The sequence below is a fragment of the Pseudomonas sp. LBUM1657 genome (genome assembly GCF_059716075.1).
This window is the reverse complement of sequence record NZ_CP166799.1, coordinates 6,315,275-6,341,725: the sequence shown is the minus strand read 5'-3', so window position 1 is coordinate 6,341,725 and position 26,451 is coordinate 6,315,275. Positions and strand designations below refer to the sequence as shown.

Genomic DNA, 26,451 nt, shown 5'->3' with positions numbered 1-26,451 from the left:
CGGCATATGGACGCTGGTTTCCGGATAAAGGTCAGTCGGTGATGCTGTCAGTTTCCGCCAGCAACTTTATCGCTGCAGCCCCGACTTTGCGCACCGCTTCTTCGATCTGGGGTGTTGGTTTGGCAGCGTAGTTCATCCGCAGGCAATTGCGGTACTTGCCCGAGGCGGAAAAGATGCTGCCGACGGCAATCTGTACGCCTTGGTCGTGCAGGGCGCGATTCAGTTTCAGCGTGTCGAAGCCTTCTGGTAGTTCGACCCAGAGCATGAAGCTGCCTTGCGGGCGACTGGCCCGGGTGCCGGGCGGGAAGTAACGGCTGACCCAATCGATCATCACGTCGCGATTGCGCTGGTATTGGGTGCGCATCCGCCGCAAATGCGGTTCGAAGTGCCCGGCCTTGAGGAATTCGGCGATGGCGATTTGCGGTTGCGGGGCCGTAGAGCCGGTGCTGATGTATTTCATGTGCAGCACCCGCTCCAGATAACGACCGGGCGCGACCCAGCCGATCCGCAGGCCTGGCGCAATTGTCTTGGAAAATGAACTGCACAGCAGGACGCGGCCGTCTTCGTCGAAGGATTTGATCGTGCGCGGACGCGGGTAGGTGTAGGCCAGTTCGCCATACACATCGTCCTCGATGATCGCCACGTCGAAACGCTGCGCCAGCGTCAACAACGCACGTTTGCGCGATTCCGGCATGATGTAGCCCAGCGGGTTGTTGCAGTTAGGGGTCAACTGTATGGCCTTGATCGGCCATTGCTCCAATGCCAGTTCCAGCGCATCGAGGCTGATGCCGGTGAGCGGATCGGTGGGGATTTCCAGGGCTTTCATGCCCAGGCCCTTGAGGGTCTGCATGGCGCCGTGAAAGCTCGGCGAGTCCACGGCCACGATGTCGCCAGGCTCGCAGATGGATCGGATGCTGGTGGACAGCGCTTCATGACAACCGGTGGTGACCACCAGATCGTTGGCGCTCAACTGGCAGCCGGAGTCGAGCATCAGGCGCGCGATCTGTTCGCGCAGTTCGAGGGTGCCGTGGATGTTGTCGTAATACAGGCCGGGCATGTCTTGCCGCCGGCTGATTCGCGCCAGGCCACGCAGCAGCGGTTTCATGGTCGGCGTGGTGATGTCCGGCATGCCGCGACCCAGTTGCACCACGTCCTTGCGTGGCGTTGCGCGGATCAGCTCCAGCACCTGATCCCATTGCGAAATATCCACCGGGCGTTGCGCCGGACGCCCAATCGCCGGGAGCTCCGGCAGCTCACGACTCGCCGGTACGAAGTAGCCGGACTTGGGTTTTGGCTTCGCCAGCCCGCTGTCTTCCAGCACGCGATAGGCCTGTTGCACCGTGCTCAGGCTGACCCCGTGTTCAACGCTCAACGCCCGCACCGACGGCAGCCGGTCGCCGGGGCGATAGAAGCCCTGTTCGATACGCGTGCCGAGCAATTCGGCGAGGTTGACGTAAAGGGTCATGGCGCAGTCTCGGTTGGAGTGATTCGGTTAACCAGTACAGATGAGGCAAAAATACAGGATTCAGTCTCGGAAGCGGTCAATCTGTATGGAGTTAATACAGCTACATTGAATCTGTAATGCTTTTCGCCGTCCACGCATCATGAAAGCTCTGGCTACCCAAGTAAACAGGAGCAATCAAAATGAACGGCTTGAGCGATGTGCGGCTGACGTTACGCAGTCAGGAACTGGCGGCAGGGCAAACCAACGGCGCGCGGGAGGCGGTCATGCGCAACGCGCCGTCCGGCCTGAGTCGCTGGGGCCTGTTCTGGCATCGTCTGCACACGCGCAAGGCGTTGCTGGCCCTGACACCGGAGCAGCTCAAGGATGTGGGGCTGAGTCGTGAGCAGGCGCGGGAGGAGGGGCTCAAGCCGTTTTGGCGGATCTGAGTTTCGTGGCGCTCTCTAGATCCATTCGCGAGCAAGCCCGCGCCCACAGGGGATTTGTGAACAACACAGATCCACTGTGGGAGCGGGCTTGCTCGCGAAGGCGTCGACAAGAACGCTACTAATCCTTCAGACCAACTCTTTAAGCCGATGCCACAACATCCCCAACGCCAGCAACGGCGAGCGCAAATGCTTGCCGCCCGGGAACGTGATATGCGGCACCTTTGCGAACAGATCGAACCCGCCGCTCTGCTGCCCACTGATCGCCTCAGCCAACAACTTCCCTGCCAGGTGTGTGGCATTCACGCCGTGACCGGAATAAGCCTGGGCGTAATACACATTCGGTTGATCCTTGAGCCGACCGATCTGCGGCAGGCGGTTGGCGCCGATGCCGATCATGCCACCCCACTGATAGTCGATCCGCACCCCGGCCAGTTGCGGGAAAACCTCCAGCATCTTCGGTCGCATATAAGCCGCGATGTCTTTCGGGTCGCGTCCTGAATAGTGGCAAGCGCCGCCAAACAGCAAGCGTCGGTCCGCCGAGAGTCGGTAGTAATCCAGTGCTACCCGTTGATCGCAGACCGCCATGTTCTGCGGCAGCAAGGCGTGCGCCTGTTCTTCGCTCAAGGGTTCGGTGGCGATGATGTAGCTGCCGGCGGGCAGCACTTTGCCGCTGAGTTCGGGATTGAGTTCATTGAGGTAGGCGTTGCAGCCCAGCACCAGCGTCTTGGCGCGAACCGAGCCCTGGGCGGTATGAACCCTCACTTCGGAACCGTAATCGATGCGGGTAACCGCCGACCGTTCGAACAGTTTCGCCCCCAGAAACTGCGCGGCTGCCGCTTCGCCCAGCGCCAGGTTGAGCGGGTGCAGATGCCCGGAGCCCATGTCGATCAGGCCGCCGACATAGCGGTCGGACCCGACGACGGAATGCATTTCATGGGCTTGCAGCAGTCGTGTTTCGTAACGGTAGCCGAGGCCGCGCAGCTCTTCGGCGTCTTCGGCGAAGCCTTCCAGATCGCGGGGCTTGTTGGCGAGGTCGCAATACCCCCAGGTCAAATCGCAAGGAATCTGAAAACGCTCGACCCGCTGTCGGACGATTTCCACGGCTTCCAGGCCCATGAGTTTCATCTGACGCACGCCTTCCACACCGATCACGTTGGCGAACTGATCGAGGCCATGGCCGACGCCACGAATCAATTGCCCGCCATTACGTCCACTGGCGCCCCAGCCAATTTTGTGGGCTTCGAGTAGCACTACGCTGAGGCCGCGTTCGGCCAGTTCGAGCGCTGTGTTCAACCCCGAGAACCCGCCGCCGACCACGCACACGTCGGCCACCAGGTCGCCTGTGAGCACCGGATGCTCGGGTTGCGGCAGGCTGCTGGCGGCGTAATAAGAGGCGATGTGCTGGTGGCTCGGAACAGGTTGCTGAACACGGGCAGTCATGTGGGTGTTCCTGATTCTTGTGTTTAGAAAATTTGACGGAGCATAAGCCGGACCTTCGAAGCCGGGCAACACTGGTCGGTTGCTGCTTTCTGGATCGGGGCTTTTGCGTCAGAATCCCGTTCTATTCCGCTTTTGGTCACCGCTTCGATGAGCTGCAACAGTCAGAAAATTCGCACGTTGCGACAGCAGATTCCCTCGTTCGAGTGCGTGCCCGGCTGTCATGACTGCTGTGGGCCAGTGACCACCTCACCGGAAGAAATGTCGCGCCTGCCGCGCAAGACCCGGGCCGAGCAGGATGCGGCGATGGATGAACTCAATTGCGTTCATCTGGGGCCTGACGGCTGCACCGTGTATGACGAGCGGCCACTGATCTGCCGACTGTTTGGCACCACCAAGACTTTGCCCTGCCCCAATGGGCGCGGGCCGGTGGAGCTGATTCATCCGCGGGTCGAGAAGCAGATTCATGAATACATGGCTTCTACCCGGCAGGTGTTGGTGTAACGATCGCGGTCATTCAGATTGACCGTGTCGACTCAATCGCGAGCAGGCTCGCTCCCACAGGTACAGCGTTGACCTTGTGGGAGCGAGCTTGCTCGCGATGGGGCCCGAACAGGCACCGCAAAACTCTCAATCCGGAATCGGCAGGTTCAAGCTCTCTTTCACCTCTTCCATCACGATATAGCTCTTGGATTCGCGCACATGCGGCAGTTTGAGCAGGATGTCGCCCAGCAGCTTGCGGTACGAGGCCATCTCGGAAATCCGCGCTTTCACCAGATAGTCGAAATCCCCTGACACCAAATGGCACTCCAGCACGTGGGGGAGTTTCAGTACTGCGCGTCGGAATTCTTCGAAAGTATCGCCGGATTTGTAGTCGAGGCTGATCTCGACAAACACCAGGAGACTGCCCTTGAGGTGTTGCGGGTTGAGCCGTGCGTTGTAGCCCATGATGATCCCTTCGCGCTCCAGCCGCCGGACCCGCTCGGTACACGGCGTGGTCGAGAGCCCGACCTTTTCCCCCAGCTCGGTGAAGGAGATACGCCCGTCCGCTTGCAGGATCCGCAGGATGTTGCGGTCGATCTTGTCCAGCTCACGTTTGGTCTGAGTGTTGGTACGCATAGGGGATGCGCCTCCGTGAAAAGGGTTTTTGCCGAGAATTGTCGCCAAATATAGGCACTTATATAGTGAAAAGCACTGCCTAATCTTTTTTACACTGCGCACATCAATGCTCGAATACAACAAACGTCAGCGGTAAGCCGCGATGAGGGATATGAAAATGCGCGTTATGGTCTTGGGTAGCGGCGTCATCGGTACCGCCAGTGCTTATTATCTGGCTCGGGCCGGGTTTGAAGTGGTGGTCGTGGACCGGCAGCCAGCCCCTGCCATGGAGACCAGTTTCGCCAACGCCGGGCAGGTTTCGCCGGGTTATGCCTCGCCGTGGGCCGCACCGGGCGTGCCGCTCAAGGCCATCAAGTGGCTGTTGCAGCGCCACGCACCGCTGGCGATCAAGGCCACCGCCGACATCGACCAATACCTGTGGATGGCGCAAATGCTGCGCAACTGCACCGCCAGCCGTTATGCAGTGAACAAGGAGCGCATGGTCCGTCTGTCCGAGTACAGCCGTGACTGCCTCGACGAATTGCGCGCCGAAACCGGCATTGCCTACGAAGGCCGCAGCCTCGGTACTACACAATTGTTCCGTACCCAGGCTCAGGTCGACAATGCCGCGAAAGACATCGCCGTTTTGAGAGAGTCCGGCGTGCCATTCGAACTGCTCGATCGCGCCGGCATTGCTCGGGTTGAACCGGCGCTGGCCGGCGTCACCGACATCCTCGCCGGTGCCCTGCGCCTGCCGAACGACCAGACCGGCGACTGCCAGATCTTTACCACCCGCCTGGCCGAGATGGCTGTGAAACTGGGTGTGGAATTCCGCTTCGGCCAGGACATTCAGCGCCTCGACTACGCCGGTGATCGCATCAACGGTGTGTGGATCGACGGCAAGCTGGAAACCGCTGACCGCTACGTCCTGGCGCTGGGCAGCTACTCGCCGCAACTGCTCAAGCCGCTGGGCATCCGGGCACCGGTGTATCCGCTCAAGGGTTATTCCCTGACCGTGCCGATCACCAACCCGGCGATGGCCCCGACCTCGACTATTCTCGACGAGACCTTCAAGGTCGCGATCACCCGTTTCGACAATCGCATCCGCGTCGGCGGCATGGCTGAAATAGCCGGTTTTGACCTGTCGCTGAACCCGCGTCGGCGCGAAACCCTGGAGATGATCGTCAACGACCTTTATCCTCAGGGCGGCGATCTGACCGAGGCGAGCTTCTGGACCGGTCTGCGTCCGACCACCCCGGACGGCACGCCGATCGTTGGCGCTACGCCGTTCAGCAACCTGTTCTTGAACACCGGTCACGGTACGCTTGGCTGGACGATGGCGTGTGGTTCCGGTCGCTTGCTGGCTGACCTGATGGCGAAGAAAACGCCGCAGATCAGCGCTGAAGGCCTCGATATTTCCCGTTATGGCAACAAAACCCAGGAGTCCGCAAAACATGTCAATCCAGCGCCAGCTCACCAATGAGCGCATGAGCCAGATCGTCGTTAACAACGGCACCGTATATCTGGCAGGGCAGGTCGGCGACGAGATGAACGCCGGGATTGAACAGCAGACCCGTGAAACTCTTGCCAACATCGAGCGTTTGCTGGATCTGGCCGGTACCGACAAGACCCGTTTGCTGTCGGTGACGATTTACTTGAAAGACATTGATGCGCACTTCGAAGGCATGAATGCGGTGTGGGACAAGTGGCTGCCAAAAGGCGTCGCGCCGGCCCGTGCTACTGTCGAAGCGAAGTTGTGCGAACCGGAAATCCTGGTTGAGCTATCGGTTGTAGCCGCTCTGCCATAAAGCAAGTCAGAAAAATCCCTCTCCCGGCGCTACTGGCGGTTTACGCCGTCAGCCAGCGCCGGTTTTTCTTCCAAATGACCGACCAGAAGTCTGCCGCCATGCGTCCTGCCCGTGCCCTGATCGACCTTCAAGCCCTGCGTCACAACTACCAAATCGCCCGTGAAGTCACGGGGGCCAAGGCCCTCGCGGTAATCAAGGCCGATGCCTACGGCCATGGTGCGGTGCGTTGCGCCCAGGCGCTGGAAGCCGAGGCGGACGGTTTTGCCGTGGCGTGCATTGAAGAGGCGCTGGAGCTGCGCGCCGCGGGCATTCGTGCGCCGGTGCTGTTGCTGGAAGGCTTTTTCGAAGCCGACGAGTTGTCGCTGATCGTCGAGCATGATTTCTGGTGCGTGGTGCACTCGCTTTGGCAACTCGAAGCGATCGAGAAAGCCGCGCTGAGCAAGCCGATCACGGTCTGGCTCAAGCTCGATTCGGGCATGCACCGCGTGGGTTTGCACCCGGCGGATTATCAGGCGGCCTATCAACGGCTGCTGGCCAGCGGCAAGATCGCGAAGATTGTCCTGATGAGCCACTTCGCCCGCGCCGATGAGTTGCACAATCAAACCAGCGCCGAACAGGTGGCGGTGTTCGAGGCTGCGCGTCAGGGCTTGTCGGCCGAGATCAGTCTGCGCAACTCGCCGGCGGTGCTCGGTTGGCCACAGATTCCGAGTGACTGGGTGCGCCCCGGCATCATGCTCTACGGCGCGACGCCATTCGAAGAAGCCAACGCCGTGGCATCGCGCCTGCAACCGGTCATGACGCTGGAATCGAAAGTGATCTGCGTGCGTGAGCTGCCAGCCGGTGAGCCAATCGGTTACGGCGCCAAGTTCATCACTCAGAAGCCGATGCGTGTTGGCGTGGTGGCCATGGGGTACGCCGACGGCTACCCGCGTCAGGCGCCGACCGGTACGCCGGTGTTGGTCGCCGGGCAGCGCAGTCAGTTGATCGGTCGGGTGTCGATGGACATGCTCTGCATCGATTTGACCGACGTGCCGCAAGCGGGGCTGGGGTCGACCGTCGAGTTGTGGGGCAAAAACATTCTGGCCAGTGACGTGGCCAAGGCTGCTGACACGATTCCTTACCAGATCTTCTGCAACCTGCGCCGGGTGCCGAAGCTCTATTCCGGGGCTTAGCGCAAAGCACTCCGGACCGGAAGTCGCCTCGCTGAACAGGATTCAGGCCCAAGTGTTGTAAATACTGAACGCTGTCGCCATGATAACGCTCAATATTCCTACAACCTGAATCCCTGGAGGCTCCAGCATTGGACGTCGGTGAACGACTGCAATCCATCCGTAAGCTCAAAGGACTTTCCCAGCGTGAACTCGCCAAACGGGCGGGCGTCACCAACAGCACCATTTCGATGATCGAGAAGAACAGCGTCAGCCCCTCGATCAGTTCGCTGAGGAAAGTACTGGGCGGGATTCCCATGTCCATGGTCGAGTTCTTTTCCGAAGAAATCCTGCAGGAAAAACCGACTCAGATCGTCTACAAAGCCAACGAGCTGATCGATATTTCCGATGGTGCAGTGACCATGAAACTGGTCGGCCGGGCTCACCCGAGCCGGGCTATCGCGTTCCTCAATGAAATATATCCGCCAGGCGCCGACACCGGTGACGAGATGCTCACCCATGAGGGCGAGGAAACCGGGATTCTGCTTGAGGGTCGACTGGAGTTGGTGGTCGGGCTTGAAACTTTTGTGCTTGAAGCCGGCGACAGCTACTACTTTGAAAGCACAAAGCCGCACCGTTTCCGTAATCCGTTCGATGCACCGGCGCGACTAATCAGCGCAGCCACACCCGCGAATTTCTAACAGAAGAGGCGTCCTGCCAGCACTGCGGAGGCGCCCGAGTTGTTTTTCCGCCCACAACAAGACCCCTTCGACTTTGGGGTTGTTTCAGTGTGGCGGGCTTACCGTTATACTTGCGCCCGCCTGCGAACCGTGGCCGTGGGCGTGACTAGCCACCATTGAGGGTGAACGCGTGAACCTAATTATGAAAATGCTGGCCGTACCAGCAACCGTATTGGCCCTTTGGGCAGTCAGCGCTCAAGCTGCGACCGACGATATTGCCAAACGCCTTGAGCCAGTCGGCCAGGTTTGCGTACAGGGCAAAGAATGCAAGGGGATGGAAGTCGCGGCTTCCGTGGGTGGCGGTGATGCCAAAACCCCTGACTCAGTGATTGCAAAACATTGTAACGCTTGCCACGGTACCGGCCTGCTGGGCGCGCCGAAAGTCGGTGATGCTGCAGCCTGGGGCGAACGCTCCAAGAAAGAAGGTGGTCTTGACGGACTGCTGGCGAAAGCAATCTCCGGCATCAATGCGATGCCACCAAAAGGCACCTGCGCCGATTGCTCTGATGCCGATCTCAAGGGCGCCATCGAAAAGATGTCCGGCTTGAAATAAGTCTTCATCTTCAGCAAAAAAGCCGCTTGCGAGCGGCTTTTTTGTGCCCGCGATTTGGCCTTGGGACTATTCTTTGCAGCAAAGGCCCGGCAAGGTCGGTCCAACCCCAATTCACGGAATGTAAGGGAGGATCAGATGGTGCAGCTGTGTTCTATCGAGCAGGCGGTCGATGATGTCTTGGCACGGTTGCCGGCGCATATCCACATGGGCCTGCCCCTCGGCCTGGGCAAACCCAACCACTTCGTCAACGCGCTGTATCAACGCGTTGCGCAACTGCCCAAGCGGCAGCTGACGATCTACACCGCGCTGTGTCTCGGTCGCCCGTCCTTAGGTGACGGTCTGCAAAAGCGTTTCCTCGAACCCTTCATCGAGCGTGTTTTCGGCGATTACCCGGAACTGAATTTCCTCGCTGACCTGCAGCGCGACAGCCTGCCGTCCAATATCCACGTTCAGCAATTTTTCATGCAGCCCGGCAGCCTGCTCAACAGCGCAACCGCCCAGCAGGATTACGTCAGCAGCAACTACAGTCACGCCGCCCGGGACATCAACGCCGCGGGTTTGAACCTGGTGGCGCAGCTCGTGGCCAGCCACAGCGAACACCCTGATCGCCTGAGCCTGAGCTGCAATCCGGACATCACCCTCGACCTGTTTCCAATGATCGCCCAGCGTCGGGCGGCGGGGGAGACGATTCTGCTGGTGGGCCAGGTGCACAACGATTTGCCGTACATGCCCGGCGATGCGGAAATCGGCATCGACAGCTTCGACCTGCTGATCGACGAGAAGGACAGCACCACGCTGTTTTCCACGCCGAACATGCCGGTGGGTTTCCAGGATCACTTGATCGGGCTGCACGCCAGCACGTTGGTGCGCGACGGCGGCACCTTGCAGATTGGTATCGGCGCCATGGGCGATGCGCTGACCGCCGCGTTGCTGGCGCGGCAGGCCGACAACGACGGTTACAAGGCATTGTTGAGGGATGTGAATCTCAGCCAGTGGGCGCAGCTGATTGATCGTGAAGGTGGCATCGAGCCGTTCGCCAAGGGTCTTTACGGTTGCAGCGAAATGTTCGTCAACGGCTTGCTGGTGCTGGCCGATGCCGGGATCGTGCGCCGCAAGGTCTACCCCGATGTTACGACCCAGCAACAGGCGAATGCCGGCACCCTGGACGAAGCCGCGCAGCCTGACGGCATTTCGGTGCACGGCGGCTTTTTCCTCGGGCCGCGCAGCTTCTATGAGCGCTTGCGCGAGTTGCCCCAGGACAAACGCCTCGAATTCAACATGACCCGCATCAGCTATATCAACGAGCTTTACGGTCAGGAAGAGCTCAAACGTCTGCAGCGCCTGGATGCGCGCTTCATCAACACCGTGTTCACCATGACGTTGCTCGGCGCGGGCGTGGCGGATCAGTTGGAGGATGGGCGGGTACTGAGCGGCGTTGGCGGGCAATACAACTTCGTTGTTCAGGGGCATGCGCTGCAAGGCGCACGTTCGGTGCTGCTGTTGCGCAGCTGGCGCGAATCGGGCGGTGAAGTCAGTTCGAACATTGTCTGGGAGTACGGCCATTGCACGATCCCGCGGCACCTGCGAGACATCGTGGTCACCGAATACGGCATCGCCGATCTGCGGGGCAAGACCGATGCGGCGGTGATCGAGGCGTTGCTGAACATCAGCGACTCACGCTTTCAACCGGGGCTGATCGAACAGGCGCAGAACGTTGGCAAATTGCCGAAGGGTTTTCGTCTCGATCCGCGCTTCACTGACAACAGCCCGCAGCGTTTGCAAGCGATTCAGGCGCGGCATCCGCAGTTGTTTCCGGAGTATCCGCTGGGCTGCGATTTCACCGTTGAAGAGCGAGATCTGCTGCGAGCGCTGAACTGGTTGAAGAGCAAGTTCAAGCTCACCGAGATTCTGGAGTTGGGCAAGGCAGCGCTGGATGCGCCGCAGGCTTCGGAGTTTCCCGAACATTTGGAGCGCATGCAGCTGACTAACCCGGAGGGGCTGAAAGAGGATTTGTTTCAGCGGTTGCTGCTCACCGGCCTCAAAGCCACCGCGCAATAACTGTTTACGCAGACCAACTGTGGGAGCGAGCAAGCCCGCTCCCACATTGGTTTTGTGGTGTGGCGAGTTATTCGATGAAGGTCACAACACCGTCAGCCAGGGATTGCACCCGCGCCAGGGATTCAACGCGATAACCCTGGGCATCCAGTTCCGCACGGCCGCCCTGGAACGACTTCTCGATCACGATGCCCAAACCGGCCACGGTCGCGCCGGCCTGTTTGATGATCGAGATCAGCGCTTGCGACGCCTTACCGTTGGCCAGGAAGTCATCGATGATCAGCACGCGGTCGCTGCTGGTCAGGTGGCGCGGAGAGATCGCCACGGTGCTTTCGGTCTGCTTGGTGAACGAATAAACGGTCGCCGACAACAGGTTTTCGGTCAAAGTCAGGGACTGATGCTTGCGGGCGAAAATCACTGGCACGCCAAGATTCAGGCCGGTCATGATCGCAGGCGCTATGCCCGAGGCTTCGATGGTGACGATCTTGGTGATGCCCGAATCCTTGAACAGCGTGGCGAATTCGTCGCCGATCAGCTTCATCAGGGCCGGGTCGATCTGGTGGTTCAGAAAGGCGTCGACTTTCAGGACCTGGTCGGAAAGCACGATGCCTTCTTCGCGAATTTTCTTGTGCAGTGCTTCCATGAAGCTTTCCTCTAATGACGCCTGTGCGTCTAAGGCTGGTTAAAAAGTAGTCGATTCTAACGCTTTAACATCGCGCGTATATCCGCCAATGCGGTATTGCCGCGAACGGCTTTGACTTCGACCGGTGTGTCGTCGTTGCCTTCCCAGGCCAGGTCGTCCGGCGGCAGCTCGTCGAGGAAGCGACTTGGCGCGCAGTCGATGATCTCGCCGTATTGCTTACGCTTGGCGGCGAAGGTGAAGGCCAGCGTCTGACGCGCCCGGGTAATTCCGACGTAGGCCAGGCGGCGTTCTTCTTCGATGGTGTCGGCTTCGATGCTGGAGCGGTGCGGGAGGATTTCCTCTTCCATGCCCATGATGAACACGTAAGGGAATTCCAGGCCCTTGGACGCGTGCAAGGTCATCATCTGCACGCCTTCGGCGCCGTCTTCCTCTTCCTGCTGACGTTCCAGCATGTCGCGCAGCACGAGTTTGCCGATGGCGTCTTCGACGGTCATCTCGCCTTCTTCGTCTTTTTCGAGCGTGTTCTTCAGCGCCTCGATCAGGAACCAGACGTTACCCATGCGGTAGTCGGCAGCCTTGTCGCTTGAGCTGTTGGTGCGCAGCCAGTTCTCGTAGTCGATGTCCATGACCATGCTGCGCAGCGCCGAAATCGGGTCTTCGCCGGCGCACTGCTCGCGGACCTTGTCCATGAAGCGCTTGAAGCGCGACAGGCGATCGGTGAACCGCGTATCCAGATGTTCACCCAGGCCGATTTCGTCGGTGGCGGCATACATCGAGATCTTGCGTTCGGTGGCGTAGTTGCCGAGCTTTTCCAGTGTGGTCGAACCGATTTCCCGGCGTGGGACGTTGATTACCCGCAGGAAGGCGTTGTCGTCGTCCGGGTTCACAATAAGACGGAAGTAGGCCATCAGGTCTTTGACTTCCTGACGTCCGAAAAAGCTGTTGCCGCCGGACAGGCGATAGGGAATCTGGTGATGTTGCAGCTTCAGCTCGATCAGCTTGGCCTGGTAGTTACCGCGATAAAGAATCGCGAAATCGCTGTACGGCCGATCCGTGCGCAGGTGCAGGGTCAGCAGCTCCACGGCCACGCGCTCGGCTTCGGCGTCTTCGTTGCGGCAGCGGATCACGCGGATTTCGTCGCCGTGGCCCATCTCGCTCCACAGTTGCTTTTCGAATTCGTGCGGATTGTTCGAGATCAGCACGTTGGCGCAACGCAGGATGCGGCTGGTGGAGCGGTAGTTCTGCTCCAGCATCACCACTTTCAGGGACGGATAGTCGTCCTTGAGCAGCATCAGGTTTTCCGGACGGGCGCCGCGCCAGGCGTAGATCGACTGGTCGTCGTCGCCCACCACGGTGAACTGGTTGCGTTTGCCGATCAGTAGTTTCACCAGCAAATACTGGCTGGCGTTGGTGTCCTGGTATTCGTCCACCAGCAGGTAGCGGACTTTGTTCTGCCACTTTTCGAGGATGTCGGCGTGTTCCTGGAAGAGTTTTACCGGCAGCAGGATCAGGTCGTCGAAATCCACCGCGTTGAACGCCTTGAGCGTGCGCTGATAGTGGGTGTAGACGATGGCGGCGGTCTGTTCCTTGGGATTGCGCGCGTTTTCCAGGGCTTCGGGCGGCAGGATCAGGTCGTTTTTCCACGAGCCGATCATGTTCTTGATCTCGTCGACGCCGTCGTCGCCCGAGTATTCCTTTTGCATGATGTCGGTCATCAAGGCTTTGACGTCAGTCTCGTCAAAGATCGAGAAGCCCGGTTTGTAGCCCAGCCGCACATGTTCCTTGCGGATTATGTTCAGGCCCAGGTTGTGGAAGGTGCACACTGTCAGGCCCCGGCCTTCACCGCCCTTGAGCAGGGTGCCGACCCGTTCCTTCATCTCGCGCGCGGCCTTGTTGGTAAAGGTCATGGCGACGATGTACTGGGCGCGGATGCCACAGCTCTGGATCAAATGCGCAATTTTGCGGGTGATCACGCTGGTCTTGCCGGAGCCTGCGCCGGCGAGCACCAAAAGAGGGCCGCCGACGTAGCTCACGGCTTCTTGCTGCCGGGGATTGAGTCGGGACATACGGAATCAGGGAGTCGTTTGCGAAATGGGCCGGCATTTTAACAGGCTCAGCGAATTGTGCTGCTCTCTCCGACTTGTGACGCAACACGCGATCTCTAATTGCCGGTTTTGTTACTTTCACGCAGGATGCGCAATGAATTTGCGTCTAATGTTCGTAATCCAGATGCAAAGGCGCGTTTGATAACCGATGTCATTTGGTCATTGGTTATCGTCGCGGCATAATGCCCGCCGCCTACATCATTGCAGAGTCTAGGGAGCTAGCTTGTCTACGCCTGTCGAACCCTTGCGTTTGCTGCTACTGGCCGAAGAGCCAGCGTGGACAGCGTTGTTGCGCGAGTGTCTGGCTCCGATGGGGAGCTCGGCCGTGCTGATCAGCGCGCCAAGCTGGGAGTCGGTCAGCAGTCTGTTCGATGACAACCGCAGCGCGGTGTTATTGACGATCCCGGCTCTCCAGCCTTTGCCTGGCCGTTGCAACCTGCCGACGGTGTTGCTGCTCGAGCATGAACCGCCGTCACCACCCGATGGTGTGAGCGACTGGCTGGTGCGCGATCATCTCGACCCCGGCATGTTGCGCCGTTGCCTGCGCCACGTGCGTGAGCGCGGCCTGCTGGAGAACACCCTGCAACGCCTGGCCGAGCAAGACCCGTTGACCGGCATCGCCAACCGCCAGGGTTTCCAGACCTTGCTGGCGGCACGACTGGCGGACAACGACGGTCGCGGCCTGGCCCTCGGTCACCTCGATCTCGACAATTTCCGTCACGCCAACGACGCCCTGGGCCATCAGGCCGGCGACCGGTTGATCCTGCAAGTGGTCGCACGGCTGAAAAACCAGCTGGAGGCCGGCGATCAACTGGCGCGGCTCGGCAGCGACGAGTTCGCCCTGCTGATCGACACCCGCCGCGCTCCCCAGCGTGCCGAGTGGATGGCCGAACGCATTACTGAAGCCCTGGCCGAACCCTATTGGGTCGACGGCGAAAGCCTGTTGATCGGTTCCAGCCTGGGCATTGCGCATGCTCGGGCTCAAGCCGGCGCCGACCCGCTGATGTGGCACGCACACATCGCCATGCAGCAGGCCAAGAGCACCCAGGGCTGCACCTTTCACATCTTCAACGAGCGTATCAACCGCAACGCTCGCAGCATGGCCGACCTCGAAAGCGAGCTGCGCCGGGCCTTGCGCCGCGATGAGCTGGAACTGCATTACCAGCCCCGCCTGAACCTTGCGGACGGCCAGATCGTCGGCCTCGAAGCCCTGGTGCGCTGGCGCCACGCCGAGCGCGGCTTGCTGCCACCGAGTGAATTCGTGCCGCTGGCCGAGCAGAGCGGTCTGATCGTGCCGCTGGGTTACTGGGTCATTTCCCGCGCCTTGCGGGACATGCAAGCGCTGCGCGAACGGGGTTTGCCTGCGTTGCACATGGCGATCAACCTGTCGTTCCGTCAGTTTCAGGACAGCCAGTTGCTGTCGACCTTGAGCCGGCTGATTGCCGAGCGCGGCGTCGAGGCGCAATGGCTGGAATTTGAACTCACCGAAACCGCGGTCATGCGCCGCAGCGATCTGGTCAAGCAAACCATGGATGCCCTCGGGCGCCTGGGCGTGCGCTTTTCCCTGGACGATTTCGGCACCGGGTTCTCTTCGTTCGTGCACCTCAACAGCCTGCCGATTGCCTTGTTGAAGGTCGACAAGAGTTTCGTCGGCGGTATGGAGGAGCGGGAAGAGAATCGCAAACTGGTGCACGCGATGATCAACCTCGCGCACAACCTCAACCTTGAAGTCGTCGCCGAAGGCGTGGAAACGCCGGAGCAGCTGGATTTGTTGCGCGGGTTTGGTTGCGACCAGGTGCAGGGGTATCTGATCAGCAAGCCGTTGCCGTTGGCGGGGTTGATTGAGTATCTGACGTTTGGCAGCAGCCAGCAGCCGGCACTGGAAGTGGTGAGTTAACCACAACCAAATGTGGGAGCGGGCTTGCTCGCGAAAGCGGTGTGACTGTCAGAGTAGATGTTGACTGACACGGCCCCTTCGCGAGCAAGCCCGCTCCCACAGGGATCTCATTCGGTCTGGACGCTCCCGAAGCCCTGATCTGGGGACGGCTCCCGTCGAATCATCCGCTTCATCTTCCATTCAAACGCCAGCGTCAGGCTCACCGCCGCGCACGCCAACCCCAGCGCCAATCCCCACCAGACGCCCGTTGGCCCCCAGTTCAAATGGAAGGCCATCCACCAGGCGGCCGGTGCACCAATCAGCCAGTAGCAACCCAGGCCCACGAGGAAGGTGGTCTTGGCATCCTTGAGCCCGCGAATGCAGCCCATGGCGATGGTTTGCGTACCGTCGAACAGCTCAAACCACGCCGCCACCGCCAGCAGGCTTACAGCGAGGTTGATGACTTCGCGAAACGCCGGGTCGTTGTGGTCCAGGAACAGGCCGATCAACTGATTCGGCAAGAACCAGAAGACCATGGCGAAGCCGAGCATCGCCGCCGCGCCGAACGCGATTCCGACCCGCCCGGCCAGTCGTGCATCCAACAATTGCCCTGCGCCGTAGTGCTGACCGATGCGCATGGTGATCGCATAGGACAGCCCCGCCGGAATCATGAATGCCACCGAGACGATCTGCAGGGCGATCTGGTGCGCCGCCAGTTGCGTACTGCCCATGGTGCCCATGCACAGCGCCGCGAACGCAAACAACCCGACTTCCACCGCGTAGGTGCCGCCAATCGGCAGGCCCAGGCGCCACAGTTCTTTCAGGTATTGGCGATTGGGCCGCGACAGCCCCTGGCGCAGTGGATAAGCGTCGTAGGCCGAATGCCGCTTGATGTGCAGCGCGAGCGCCAGTGCCATGAGGTTGGCCACGATCGCCGTGACCAGGCCGATGCCCACCAGGCCCATTTTCGGCAGGCCGAACATGCCGGTAATCAACGCGTAGTTGAGCAGGAAGTTGGCCACGGTGCCGCCGAGGCTGATGACCATCACCGGCGTCGCCCGGCCGATGGCGCTGGTGAAACCGCGCAGGGCCATGAAGCTCAGGTAGCCGGGCAGGGCGAAGGGCAATATCAGCAGAAACTGCCCGGCGGCCTGGACGTTGGTTTCGGTCTGGCCGAACAGCAGCAAAACCGGTTTGAGGTTCCACAGCAGCAGGCCCGCCACCAGCGCCATCAGCCACGCCAGCCACAATCCGGCCTGGGTCAGTCGTGCGGCACCGACAATGTCGCCGGCGCCCTGACGGATCGCCACCAACGTGCCGACCGCGGCGATGACGCCAATGCAGAAAATGGACACGAACGAATACGTCGCGGCACCCAGACCGCCGCCGGCCAATGCCTCGGGACTCAGGCGCGCCATCATCAAGGTGTCGGTGAGGACCATCAGCATGTGCGCCAACTGCGAGGCAATCAACGGCCCCGCCAGCCGCAGGATGGCCCAGAGTTCAATACGCGCTGGATGCTGCATGGTCATCACGCTCGATTATCAAAGAGAACACAAGAGCGTCGATTCTCGGCGCTCTGCGGGGTTTGCACAAAGGGATAAAAAGGATGGGTGGCATGATTAAAACTCATGCTGTGGAGTTTCTGATAAGTTGACGAAATTGCGCTATAGGAGCTTTCCTCATGTCTCGTCGTCTTCCTCCCTTGTATGCCCTGCGCGCATTCGAAGCGGCGGCGCGGCATAGCTCGTTTACCCGCGCCGCCGAAGAGTTGTCGATCACGCAAAGTGCGGTCAGCCGGCATATTCGTACGCTCGAAGAGCATTTCGCCTGTCGGCTGTTTCACCGCAGCGGGCGCAATCTGCAACTGACCGAGTCGGCGCGGCTGATCCTGCCCGGCATTCGCGAAGGCTTCACCGCACTGGAACGGGCCTGCAATACCTTGCGCGCCGAAGATGACATCCTGCGGATGAAGGCACCGTCCACCCTGACCATGCGCTGGCTGCTGGCGCGACTCAGCCGTTTTCGGCACCTGCAACCGGGCAATGAGGTGCAATTGACCAGCGCCTGGATGGACGTCGACTCAGTGGACTTCAACCATGAACCGTTCGACTGCGCCGTCATCCTCAGCAATGGGCGTTTTCCCCCGGACTGGGAGTCGAGTTTGCTGTTCCCGGAAGAGCTGATTCCTGTGGGTGCGCCGAATCTTCTGAAGGATCAACCGTGGGACGTCGCCCGTCTGGTCAGTGCCGAACTGCTGCACCCGACCCCGGATCGTCGCGACTGGCGCAATTGGTTGGAGCGCATGGGGCTGGCAGATCAGGTGTCGCTTAAAGGCGGGCAGGTGTTCGATACGCTGGAGTTGGGCATGATCGCCGCTGCCCGTGGTTACGGCGTGTCCATGGGGGATTTGCTGATGGTGGCCGAGGATGTGGCTCAGGGGCGTCTGAGTTTGCCGTGGCCGACCGCCGTCGCCAGCGGTGAGAATTATTACCTCGTCTGGCCGAAAACGCGTCCTGGAGGTGAACGTTTGCGCCGTCTCAGCGACTTCCTACAGGGCGAAGTCCGGGCCATGGAATTGCCGGATGTCGAGCGTTTGAGCTGAATCGATAGAGCCATCGCAATGATGGCTTTAAGCTATATCCCGGCGAATGACTCAAGTATCCCGGTTTGCCGCCGAAAATCTGCATGTAGAACCTTCGTGCAGGTTCGACGTTTTTCCCATTATTAGAAATTTTGCCGAGTGCGCCTCGTGATCAGGAATGATCCGGTCACTGGGCCAGGAGCTGTCATGTCTCAACCTCGTGCCCGGATCGCCTCACAGCTTGGTCTTGCGCTTGCCGTGATACTGGCGATAGTCATCAGCGGCAGTACCGTGTTCGCCTTGCGTTCGCTGGACACTGCCAACCTCGCTACCCGCGAAGAGCACCTGGCCAGTGAGGCCCGGTTGCTGGCCGATCAGTTGAGTACTTTTCACAGCACCTTGCGTGAAAGCACCCAGCGCCTGGCCGGCCTGTTCGAGAAGCGCTTCAGCGCGGGGCTGAGCGTGCATCCGGACCAACCGGTGACGGTGGCGGGCACCCAGACGCCGGGCCTGCATCTGGGCGACGAAGTGTTGAACAACAACTTCAAGGAAGTCGACGAGTTCAAGCAAATGACGGCGGGTGTCGCCACGGTGTTTGTGCGCAGCGGCGAAGATTTTATTCGGGTCAGCACGAATGTCAGCAAACAAGACGGCAACCGTGCCATCGGCACTTTGCTCGATCACGCGAACCCGGCTTACGCGCGTTTGATGGCGGGGCAGAGCTACGTGGGTCGAGCCTTGCTTTTCGAACGCCTCTACATGTCGCAATACACCCCCGTACGCGACAGCAGCGGTAAGGTCATTGCCGTCCTGTATGTAGGATTCGATTACACCGACGCGCAGAACGCTCAGTTTGCCAACCTCAAGCGCTTCCGCATCGGCCAGACCGGTTCCCTGGCGCTGCTTGATGAACAGAACAAATGGCTGGTGCCCATCGCGGGTGTGCAAGCGCTGGATCAAGCGACGCCGGCCATCGTTGCTCTGGCCAAAACGCCGGGCAAAGGCGAGTTCTGGAGCGACAAGGCCGAAGATTTCTACAGCATCGCCGTGCCGTTTGAAGGCGGTCCGTGGTCGGTGGTCGCGAGCATGCCGAAATCCGAGATCCGCGCCGTGACCTGGAGCGTCGGCATTCAATTGGCGATTGGCAGCTTGTTGGCGATGTTGATCGCTGTAGGGGCGGCGGTCTGGTTGCTGCGCAGCAAACTGGCGCCGCTGGGTGATCTGGTGCGTCAGGCCGAAGCCTTGGGCGCCGGTGATTTGAGCGTGCGCCTGAGCGTGTCGAGCAACGACGAAATCGGTCAGTTGGCCCGCGCCTTCAACCAGATGAGCCAAGCCTTGTCGACCATGGTCGAGCACATCCGCAAGGCCTCGGTAGAGGTCAACAGCCGTGCCCAGGCGTTGTCCGGTCTATCCGGTGGCGCCTATGAAGGAATGGAACAGCAGTCCGGAGAAATCACCAGCATGGCCGGCGCCGTGGAAGAGTTCAGCGCCACGTCCCTGAACATTGCCGACAACATGGGCAGCACTCAGCGTCTGGCGCAGGAAAACGCACAGCAAACCCAGATCGGTCGTACGTCGATGGACGAAGCGTCCTCGTCCCTGGAACAAATTGCTGGCGCGCTGAACAGCACCGCGACGGTGATCAACACCTTGGGTCAGCGCTCCCAGGAAATCGGCGGCATTGTCGGGGTGATTACTTCGATCGCCGATCAAACCAACCTGCTGGCGCTCAACGCCGCCATCGAAGCCGCCCGTGCCGGTGAGCAAGGACGTGGTTTTGCGGTGGTGGCCGATGAGGTGCGCAACCTGGCTTCACGCACCCGGGAAGCGACTGACGAAATTTCCGGGATGATTCAAAGCATCCAGCAGGAAACCGGCAACGCCATAAGCACCATGGAGCAGGGCAACCTGTTGATGCAGGAAGGCCTGTCGCGTAACGCCAACGTGGCCACGGCACTGGCGCGGATCGATGAGCAGAGCCGTTCTGCGGGTCAGCAGTTCGCGGCGATTACTACGGCTACCCAGGAGCAGAGCAGCACGGCGACGTTGCTCAGCAGTAACCTGCAAAGCATCGCCTTGGCGAACAGTGAGCAGCGCGAAGTGGTGTCGAACCTGGCCGTTACCGCCAAAGAGCTGGAGAAGCTGGCGGCGGACTTGCGGCATGAGGTTGACCGGTTTCGTTGAGGTACCTTTGAAATAGCATTCGCGAGCAAGCCCACTCCCACACTCGATCTACGGTGAACACCAGAGATCCAATGTGGGAGCGGGCTTGCTCGCGAAGGGCTCACCTCAACATTCAAGCCGAGTGACTAGTTGCACTTGGCGTTGCTCGACACTTCCTTGCTCGCCAGTTTCAGCTGTTTGCCCAATTCTGCCGCGTTGCTGCTGGCATAAACCCGGCCACCGGTGTTTTCAGCGATGCAACGCGAAGGTCCGCCGGCACCGATGTTCACCACGTTGACCCGCAGTCGCGGTTGCTCCCTGGCGATTTGGCGGGAGACGGCGCAGACGTCCTTCTGACAACCGTCCTCACCATCGACAAACATCACGATGACCGCATCGTTGTTGCGCCCATCGACCGTGCTCGCCGCTTTGGCCAAGCTGTCGGCCAGTGGTGTGCCGTCGTTGGGAACGAGGCCACGAATCCCGTTGATCAACCGTTGGCGGTCACCAAACTTGAACACGCCCTGGTCAGGCGTGCTGTTGCAGCCGGCGAAGGTGATCAGGCGCGTGTCGATCTTCGGATCAAGCCCATTGATCATGCCGGCCAGCGAGTCCTGGGCGACGTCCATGCGGCTGGGTTTGGCGAAGATCTGCTGCGTGCGGTTGATGTCCAGGTACTTGTTGAGTTCGTTGCCAAAGAACCAGTCCTCGTCGGCTTTCACTGACTTTATGTTCAGTTCCATCGAGCCCGAGGTATCGAGCACCACGACGAATTGAGGGATGACGGCGTCTGGCGCTTTTTTGCGGCAGGCGAAGTTATCCAGCGTCGGCGGCGGCGGTGGCGGTGGCGGGGCGACCACCACGGGTTTTGGCGGCGGCACGGGCTTGGGTTCCGGCACCGGTTCTGGCGCTGGTACCGGTTCCGGAACGGGTTCCACGACAGGCTCGGGCACCGGCTCAACCGGTTTCTCAATCGGCGTCACCACGGGCGCCACTGGTTCGACCGGGACGATTTTTTCGCGGTGCATGAACCACCAGTAAGCCCAGAGCGCCAGAAGCAGCAACAGCAGCGCAAGCAATGCCGCCGCAATCCACCATCCTCGGCGCGACGGCGGCACGACTGGCACCATCGGAACAACCGGCGGCACGATCGGTTTGGGCGGACGCTGGTTCCAGCGCACCACCAGCGGCTCACCGTTGAGGCTGTAGAGTTTGTCCAGCTCGGGGCTGCCAAGCAGGCTGCGCAGGTCATCCGCTACGGTGGGTTGACCGCGTTTTTGCAGTTCGTCCGCCAACTGTCCGAGGGACGTCTGACGCACTTCATAGGTTTCCAGCAATCGCCGTTGAGCGTCCTCGTTGAGGTCGGCATAGGGCGTGGGTTGGCCACCCAGTTCGGTCCACCACTCCAATACCTCGCCGCTGCCCATCCGGGGGATGGCAAACAGGCTGGCGACGGTCGGCGGAAAGTGTTTCTGGATGAGGGCGACTTTGGCTTGCAGCGCACTCATTCCCTCCGGTGTGGCTTGCGCATCCCTGATAACCCGCTGCATGACGACGATTCCTGAAAAGGGTGCAGGCCTCCATCGGGATGCCTGCGGGGTGAAAAGTTACTCCTCGTAACCGAGGCTGAATTGCAGCTGATTAACTTTCTTCTGCAACGCCTTCAGTTGTTCCTGCTTGGCTGCCAGCGCGGCGGGCGAGGCCTTGGTCACCGGCGTTGCCTGCGAAGCCTTGAGCTGCTGCTCAAGCCCGGCGATCTGCTTTTGCACCTGACTCTCGTTGCCATGTCGAGCCTTGAGCGAAGTCAGCAACTGACTCAGGGACTGGTTCAGCGCCGCCTGGGATTTCTGCTGGCTGGCCAGGTCGGTTTTGGTGCTGAGCTGCTGGGCCTGAATGTTCTCGTACACCTGACGGAACATCGCGTTTTCCTGACGGGACGCGGTCAGGGCCAGTTCCTTCTGTTTGACCTGATCGCTGTAACCACCGGAGTAGTCGCAGTTCATCTTGGTCAGCATGCTGCTGTCGCGATTGGTCGCGTCGCATTCGCCCGGCTTCGTCGCGCAACCGCTCAGGGCCAGGACGGCGGTCAGGACCGCCAGCTGTCGTAGAGTCATGTGCTTAGCCCAGGGTGATCGCGGAACGCTGGTTGTACAGACCGTCGACTTCCTTCTGCAGGGCGGCGACTTTCTCGTTCATTTTCAGAATGCTCACGTCCACCTGCTTCATCTCGGCGCTGGTGCCTTGCTGACGCTCGGCATCCGCCACCTTGGTGTACTCGGTGACTTTGGTGCGCATGTTGCCCAGGTCTTTGCGCAGGCGCGCGATGTTCTGGTCGATCTCGGCGATTTCCGTCTGGGCCTTGGCCTTGTCGAGCTTCTTGCTGGTCATGTCTTTCTTGATCTGGGCGATGCGCGCCTGGTCATCCTTGATCACTTGTTGAGCGGTCGCGGTACGGGTGATGACGTTCTGCGTGTCTTGCTCGACATCGCTGTTCATCTTCTGCAAGCGGGTGGTGGTGTCGGCGTATTCGGTGCGGCGCTGATCCAGATAGTAGTTCGCACCCATGGCCACGCCACACGCGGTAATACCGGCGGCGATGGCGCAGACGGCCTTGTTGCTGCTGTTGGACAGCGCGCAACCGAGGATGCCGACACCGGCGCCGACAGCACAGGCCTGGTAACCGGACTTGCTGAAGAATTGCGCGTCATTGCCCTGGGTCAGGCGCGGGTCGGCACCCTCGCTGCCACCGAGCATCGAGCTGCCGGTGTTGGCGCAACCGGTCAGCAACAGGCTGCCGGTAAGGACTAAAGCGATCTGTAGCTTGAAGCGAGTCCAAAGGCTGCGCGACATGGTGAGACTCCTTGATGACGGTGTTGGGCGTTGTTATTGAGTGACGGTTTTGCAGCTGGTCAGCCAGGCCTCAGTGTCGATCTTCTGCTTTTGCAGGAAGGCCTTCTGATTCGCCCAGTGGGTGCGTAAATAGGGTTTGAGTTCTTGCAGCTGTTTGTTGCGGGTGATGATTTCTTCCATCACCGGGACCTGTGTTTCAAGCAGTGGCTGGCCGTACAGCGTCGCCGATTCCACCAGGCTGCTGGCGTAATAACGGCTGAGTTTGTGCAGGCGATCCTTCTGCTCGTCGAGCTTGCCTTTGCGCATGTCGCAGCTGGCGTCTTTATCCGCCGACTCGCAGTTGAGCTTGTAGTTTTTCTGCAGGAAATCCACGTACTGGCCGTCATCGAGCATCTTGGTGCAAAGGAACGCACCCAGGTTGAGGCTGGCGCGAATCGCCTGGTCGCGGGTTTCTTCCTGCTGCTGGTTACTGGCGCGCAACTGGTTTTCCAGGGCCTGGAGTTTTTCCTTGAGGGCTTTGTCTTCGACGCCCGAGGCCAGGTTGTTCAGGGATTGCACCGTGCCTTTGTCGGCCGATTCGGTTTCCTTGCTGCCGGTGCCGAGTTTCTTCCAGCTGCTTTCAATGCTGGCCACGCGTTCGCGGGAAGTCAGGGTCGGCGACACCAGTACCAGGCGCAGACCGCTGGTTTTGTTTTTCACCTGGCCTTCGGCGTTGTAGTACGGCTCTTCCTTGCGCAGCGCGGTGCGCAGGTCGGCCTGGGCGGTCAGATAATTGCCACCCCGGACCACGTAGCCCCCGGCCTGGCCGTGCTGTCGGTCGAGTTTGTTCAGGCGAAACGGTTCGAACATGATCTCGTCGACGTTGCCCAGCATGTCGTGTAAGCCCAGCGGATTGGGTTTTTGCAGGCCGGACAATTGCAGCTTGCCGTTGGACGATTGCGCGCCGGCGAACCATTCGTAGGCGTTGATGCCGTCGAGCATCGGGTAGCGAGTGTCGCGGAACTCTGCGGCACCGACTTCCAGGCCGCCGCGAGCAGCAAACTCCCATTCGACTTCAGTCGGCAGGCGCAGGAAGCCCAGCGCGCCGTCTTCTTTCGGCAGCTTGTTGGCAGCGTTCTTGCGCAGCCACAGGTTGTACTTGTCCGCCGCTTCGACGGCTTGCACCCAGCTCACGGCCACTTGCGGCAGGCGCATCTTGGTGGCGGCGGTGGGGCAGGTTTCGTCGTTCAGCGCGGCGTACTGCAACTGACTCATCTCGTACTTGGCCATCAAGTAGTAGCGGGATTTGTCACTCTTGGCCCCGGTAAAACTGCCGGCGATAAAGGTTGGCCGGGTCTGTTCGACGTAACCGTATTCCGCGCCGTCCTGACCGATGTTGATCGGGTAGTCATCCAGCGGCCCTGCGACCGGAATGAACACCTTGCGAAACACCATCGAGCCTTCGCAGGGCATCGGCAGCGCGACATCGCTGGCGTCGGGCATCGGGTTGTAATACTTCTCTTCCCAGCCCGCAGCCGAGGCGTCCAGCAGGTAGCCCAGGCTCAGGGGCAACAGCAAGCCGAAACGTTTATAGCTCACGCAGACTCTCCGCAGGTTGGATGCTGATGGCTCGCACCGCGCCGATCACGGCCACCAATGCAGCGACCAGAAAGGTCAGGAGCAGGGCGGCGAGCCCGTGCCAGATAGTGATGTGGCAAACAAAAGTGCCGGTGGCCTGGCTGCTGCCGAGCAAGCGGTCGAACAGATGGCTGCCGACAGCATAAAAACCCAGCCCGCCGAGGTAACCGGCCAGGCTCAGCAACAGCGCTTGCAGCACCACGAAACCGCCCACCGCCGTGCGCTTGAAGCCCAGCAGACGCAGCACCGCAAGGCTTTTGCGCTTGCGGTCGATGTTGGCCAGGAACGCGCCGACCATCGACGCCACGCAGCCGATCAATGCGGCCAGGGCGATAACCCCGAAGATCAGCCCCAACACATGGTTGATGGCTTTGACGTTGTCGATATCGGCCAGTCGGCTCGAGGTTTCGATGTGTTGTTCGTTTAGCCAGCGCTCCAGTGGCGCGACTTGATCGATGTCCCGCGCATAGACCCGAGCGCGGGCATACAGCGGTTGCAAATCGCCCAGCGGCTTACCGGTATCGACCCCGAACGCGCTGACTTGATAGCCATCGCGAAAGCGTTCCAGGTTCAGCAGCAGTGGCGGGGCGACAAACCCGGCAGCGCGGCCGAAGCGGGCACCGTCGAGCACCGCCAGCACGGTGAGGGTTATTTCGCCGCGTTCGTTTTGCCCTTCCAGGCGCCGCAGGACGCGCATTTGCACGCTGTCGCCGACCTTGGCCTGCAAGCGTTGCGCGGCGCGGGCGCTGAGGATCACCTGGTTGCCGATGGGGTTGAGTTGCGGCAGGTTCAGTTGCGGATCGCCGGGTTCGGTGGCGATGATTTCCGCGCCTTCGACAAATCGTTGCATGCCGATCAGCAGGTCGGCCTGGGTGTTGAGCGAGCGGGTCTGGCCGAGGGCGAAAGCGGTCTCCGGGCGCTGGCGCAGGCCTTCGATCCAGTTGCTGTCGTAATTGCCGTTGCTGAGCATCTTCACTTCAAGGTTGCGCGGGTCGCGCAGCAGTTCATCCTGCAACTGACTGACCACCCCATGCTTGAGGCCGAACAGCAGCAACAACGGCGCGATCACCGCTACCAGCGACGCGGCGATGCACAACGACACCTTGCGGTCGTGCCAGAGGTCTTGCAGCGCCAGTGTGCCCAGCAGGCGAAAACGATCAATCCATCGGTTCAAAGAGTGTTTCTCCCTGACGACTGACAGCACCGAGTCGCGGCAGGCCGAAATCCTTCAGCAAGGCCCAGTCATGGGACACCACCAAGGCGCTGAGTCCCATGCCCGACACCAGACTCAGCAACAACTCAAACAAGCGCCGGGCGCTGTGGGGATCGAGCGCGGCGGTCGGCTCGTCGGCCAACAGCAGCAGCGGCTCGTGAGCAATCGCCCGCACGCAGGCGACGCGCTGGCGTTCGCCGATCGACAAGGCTTGAGGTTGTTTATCCAGCAAACCTTGCAGGCGCAACACGTCAACCGCGTGATCGATGTGCGTGCTCTTGATAGGCATACCGAGCAAGCGGCGGGGCAGGCTGATGTTGTCACGCACACTCAGAAACGGCAGCAACCCGCCACTTTGCAGAATGAACCCCAAGTGTCGCGACCGTACCGCCGCCAGGGCTGGCTGATTGTCGTTGGCGAGCAATTGGCCGATGTCTTGAACCTGTGCCGTCTGCGTCCCGGCCTGTGGCGTGCCCAGGCGAAAGCGCTCCAGTTCCAGCGGCGCCAGCAACAGGCCGATGGCTTCGAGGAGCGTACTTTTGCCGCTGCCACTCTCGCCGGTAATGGCGAGGATTTCCCCGGCACCGAGCTGCAAGTCCGGTAGGCGCACGTGATGGGCCAGCGCGCCTTCACCACGGCGCACCAGCAGGTTCTTGATATCGAGCATGACC

General features: G+C 60.5%; 23 protein-coding genes. 11 read left to right on the top strand and 12 right to left on the bottom strand.

The window, feature by feature from the left end; genetic code table 11:
* Nucleotides 1–31: 31 nt before the first annotated feature.
* Complete coding sequence (locus tag ACA055_RS29325; protein ID WP_497681701.1) at nt 32–1,465, bottom strand: aminotransferase-like domain-containing protein; 1,434 nt, start codon at nt 1,463–1,465, stop codon at nt 32–34.
* Between the two features lie 179 nt (nt 1,466–1,644).
* On the opposite strand from ACA055_RS29325, the gene ACA055_RS29320 reads away from it, so the two are divergent.
* Nucleotides 1,645–1,890: a DUF1127 domain-containing protein gene (locus ACA055_RS29320; RefSeq protein WP_497681700.1), complete on the top strand. Its 246-nt coding sequence runs from the start codon at nt 1,645–1,647 to the stop codon at nt 1,888–1,890.
* Between the two features lie 126 nt (nt 1,891–2,016).
* Here the strand turns inward: ACA055_RS29320 and ACA055_RS29315 are convergent, their stop codons facing one another.
* Complete coding sequence (locus ACA055_RS29315; protein ID WP_497681699.1) at nt 2,017–3,330, bottom strand: NAD(P)/FAD-dependent oxidoreductase; 1,314 nt, start codon at nt 3,328–3,330, stop codon at nt 2,017–2,019.
* Between the two features lie 147 nt (nt 3,331–3,477).
* Between ACA055_RS29315 and ACA055_RS29310 the strand changes: the two genes are divergently transcribed.
* A complete protein-coding gene (locus ACA055_RS29310) occupies nt 3,478–3,831 on the top strand; it encodes a YkgJ family cysteine cluster protein (protein ID WP_064680422.1) in 354 nt (117 codons plus the stop codon).
* 126 nt (nt 3,832–3,957) lie between these two features.
* Here ACA055_RS29310 and ACA055_RS29305 read toward each other — a convergent pair whose 3' ends face one another.
* Nucleotides 3,958–4,446: an Lrp/AsnC ligand binding domain-containing protein gene (locus ACA055_RS29305; RefSeq protein ID WP_003206849.1), complete on the bottom strand. Its 489-nt coding sequence runs from the start codon at nt 4,444–4,446 to the stop codon at nt 3,958–3,960.
* Between the two features lie 157 nt (nt 4,447–4,603).
* Between ACA055_RS29305 and dadA the strand changes: the two genes are divergently transcribed.
* From dadA to ACA055_RS29275, 6 genes are all read left to right on the top strand, one after another.
* Complete coding sequence (gene dadA, locus ACA055_RS29300; RefSeq protein WP_497681698.1) at nt 4,604–5,908, top strand: D-amino acid dehydrogenase; 1,305 nt, start codon at nt 4,604–4,606, stop codon at nt 5,906–5,908.
* Nucleotides 5,880–6,233: a RidA family protein gene (locus ACA055_RS29295; RefSeq protein ID WP_497681697.1), complete on the top strand. Its 354-nt coding sequence runs from the start codon at nt 5,880–5,882 to the stop codon at nt 6,231–6,233. Before dadA ends, ACA055_RS29295 begins: the two co-directional genes overlap by 29 nt.
* Before the next feature lie 98 nt (nt 6,234–6,331).
* Nucleotides 6,332–7,405: an alanine racemase gene (alr, locus tag ACA055_RS29290; protein WP_497681696.1), complete on the top strand. Its 1,074-nt coding sequence runs from the start codon at nt 6,332–6,334 to the stop codon at nt 7,403–7,405.
* A gap of 128 nt (nt 7,406–7,533) precedes the next feature.
* A complete protein-coding gene (locus ACA055_RS29285) occupies nt 7,534–8,082 on the top strand; it encodes a cupin domain-containing protein (protein ID WP_008150195.1) in 549 nt (182 codons plus the stop codon).
* 169 nt (nt 8,083–8,251) lie between these two features.
* Nucleotides 8,252–8,674, top strand: a complete 423-nt coding sequence (locus ACA055_RS29280) for a c-type cytochrome (RefSeq protein ID WP_497681695.1) — start codon at nt 8,252–8,254, stop codon at nt 8,672–8,674.
* Between the two features lie 135 nt (nt 8,675–8,809).
* Entirely contained in the window at nt 8,810–10,732 is a 1,923-nt protein-coding gene (locus ACA055_RS29275) for an acetyl-CoA hydrolase/transferase C-terminal domain-containing protein (RefSeq protein ID WP_497681694.1), read from the top strand.
* Between the two features lie 67 nt (nt 10,733–10,799).
* Here ACA055_RS29275 and ACA055_RS29270 read toward each other — a convergent pair whose 3' ends face one another.
* Both ACA055_RS29270 and rep read right to left on the bottom strand, forming a co-directional pair.
* On the bottom strand, nt 10,800–11,372 hold the full coding sequence (locus ACA055_RS29270) for a xanthine phosphoribosyltransferase (RefSeq protein WP_083349906.1): 573 nt from the start codon (nt 11,370–11,372) through the stop codon (nt 10,800–10,802).
* A 56-nt stretch (nt 11,373–11,428) separates the two neighbouring features.
* Entirely contained in the window at nt 11,429–13,438 is a 2,010-nt protein-coding gene (gene rep / locus ACA055_RS29265; protein ID WP_497681693.1) for a DNA helicase Rep, read from the bottom strand.
* A 262-nt stretch (nt 13,439–13,700) separates the two neighbouring features.
* Between rep and ACA055_RS29260 the strand changes: the two genes are divergently transcribed.
* A complete protein-coding gene (locus ACA055_RS29260; protein ID WP_497681692.1) occupies nt 13,701–15,374 on the top strand; it encodes a putative bifunctional diguanylate cyclase/phosphodiesterase in 1,674 nt (557 codons plus the stop codon).
* Nucleotides 15,375–15,481: 107 nt separating this feature from the next.
* Here the strand turns inward: ACA055_RS29260 and ACA055_RS29255 are convergent, their stop codons facing one another.
* Nucleotides 15,482–16,879, bottom strand: coding sequence for a NorM family multidrug efflux MATE transporter (locus tag ACA055_RS29255; protein ID WP_497681691.1), 1,398 nt, complete (start codon nt 16,877–16,879; stop codon nt 15,482–15,484).
* 158 nt (nt 16,880–17,037) lie between these two features.
* Here ACA055_RS29255 and ACA055_RS29250 point away from each other — a divergent pair, with 158 nt between their 5' ends.
* On the top strand, nt 17,038–17,958 hold the full coding sequence (locus ACA055_RS29250) for a LysR substrate-binding domain-containing protein (protein WP_497681690.1): 921 nt from the start codon (nt 17,038–17,040) through the stop codon (nt 17,956–17,958).
* Between the two features lie 186 nt (nt 17,959–18,144).
* Complete coding sequence (locus ACA055_RS29245) at nt 18,145–20,121, top strand: methyl-accepting chemotaxis protein (protein WP_497681689.1); 1,977 nt, start codon at nt 18,145–18,147, stop codon at nt 20,119–20,121.
* A gap of 125 nt (nt 20,122–20,246) precedes the next feature.
* On the opposite strand, the gene ACA055_RS29240 is transcribed toward ACA055_RS29245, so the two are convergent.
* From ACA055_RS29240 to ACA055_RS29215, 6 genes are read right to left on the bottom strand one after another with little or no spacing between them, the layout of a single operon-like run.
* Complete coding sequence (locus tag ACA055_RS29240) at nt 20,247–21,650, bottom strand: vWA domain-containing protein (protein WP_497681688.1); 1,404 nt, start codon at nt 21,648–21,650, stop codon at nt 20,247–20,249.
* Between the two features lie 57 nt (nt 21,651–21,707).
* Nucleotides 21,708–22,214: a hypothetical protein gene (locus ACA055_RS29235; protein ID WP_497681687.1), complete on the bottom strand. Its 507-nt coding sequence runs from the start codon at nt 22,212–22,214 to the stop codon at nt 21,708–21,710.
* A 4-nt stretch (nt 22,215–22,218) separates the two neighbouring features.
* Nucleotides 22,219–22,950 carry a hypothetical protein gene (locus ACA055_RS29230; protein WP_497681686.1) on the bottom strand — a complete coding sequence of 244 codons (732 nt, stop codon included), beginning with the start codon at nt 22,948–22,950 and terminating at the stop codon, nt 22,219–22,221.
* A gap of 33 nt (nt 22,951–22,983) precedes the next feature.
* Nucleotides 22,984–24,528, bottom strand: a complete 1,545-nt coding sequence (locus ACA055_RS29225; RefSeq protein ID WP_497681685.1) for an SUMF1/EgtB/PvdO family nonheme iron enzyme — start codon at nt 24,526–24,528, stop codon at nt 22,984–22,986.
* Nucleotides 24,518–25,741 carry an ABC transporter permease gene (locus tag ACA055_RS29220; protein WP_497681684.1) on the bottom strand — a complete coding sequence of 408 codons (1,224 nt, stop codon included), beginning with the start codon at nt 25,739–25,741 and terminating at the stop codon, nt 24,518–24,520. Before ACA055_RS29220 ends, ACA055_RS29225 begins: the two co-directional genes overlap by 11 nt.
* A complete protein-coding gene (locus ACA055_RS29215; protein ID WP_497681683.1) occupies nt 25,725–26,447 on the bottom strand; it encodes an ABC transporter ATP-binding protein in 723 nt (240 codons plus the stop codon). Before ACA055_RS29215 ends, ACA055_RS29220 begins: the two co-directional genes overlap by 17 nt.
* Nucleotides 26,448–26,451 lie beyond the last annotated feature (4 nt).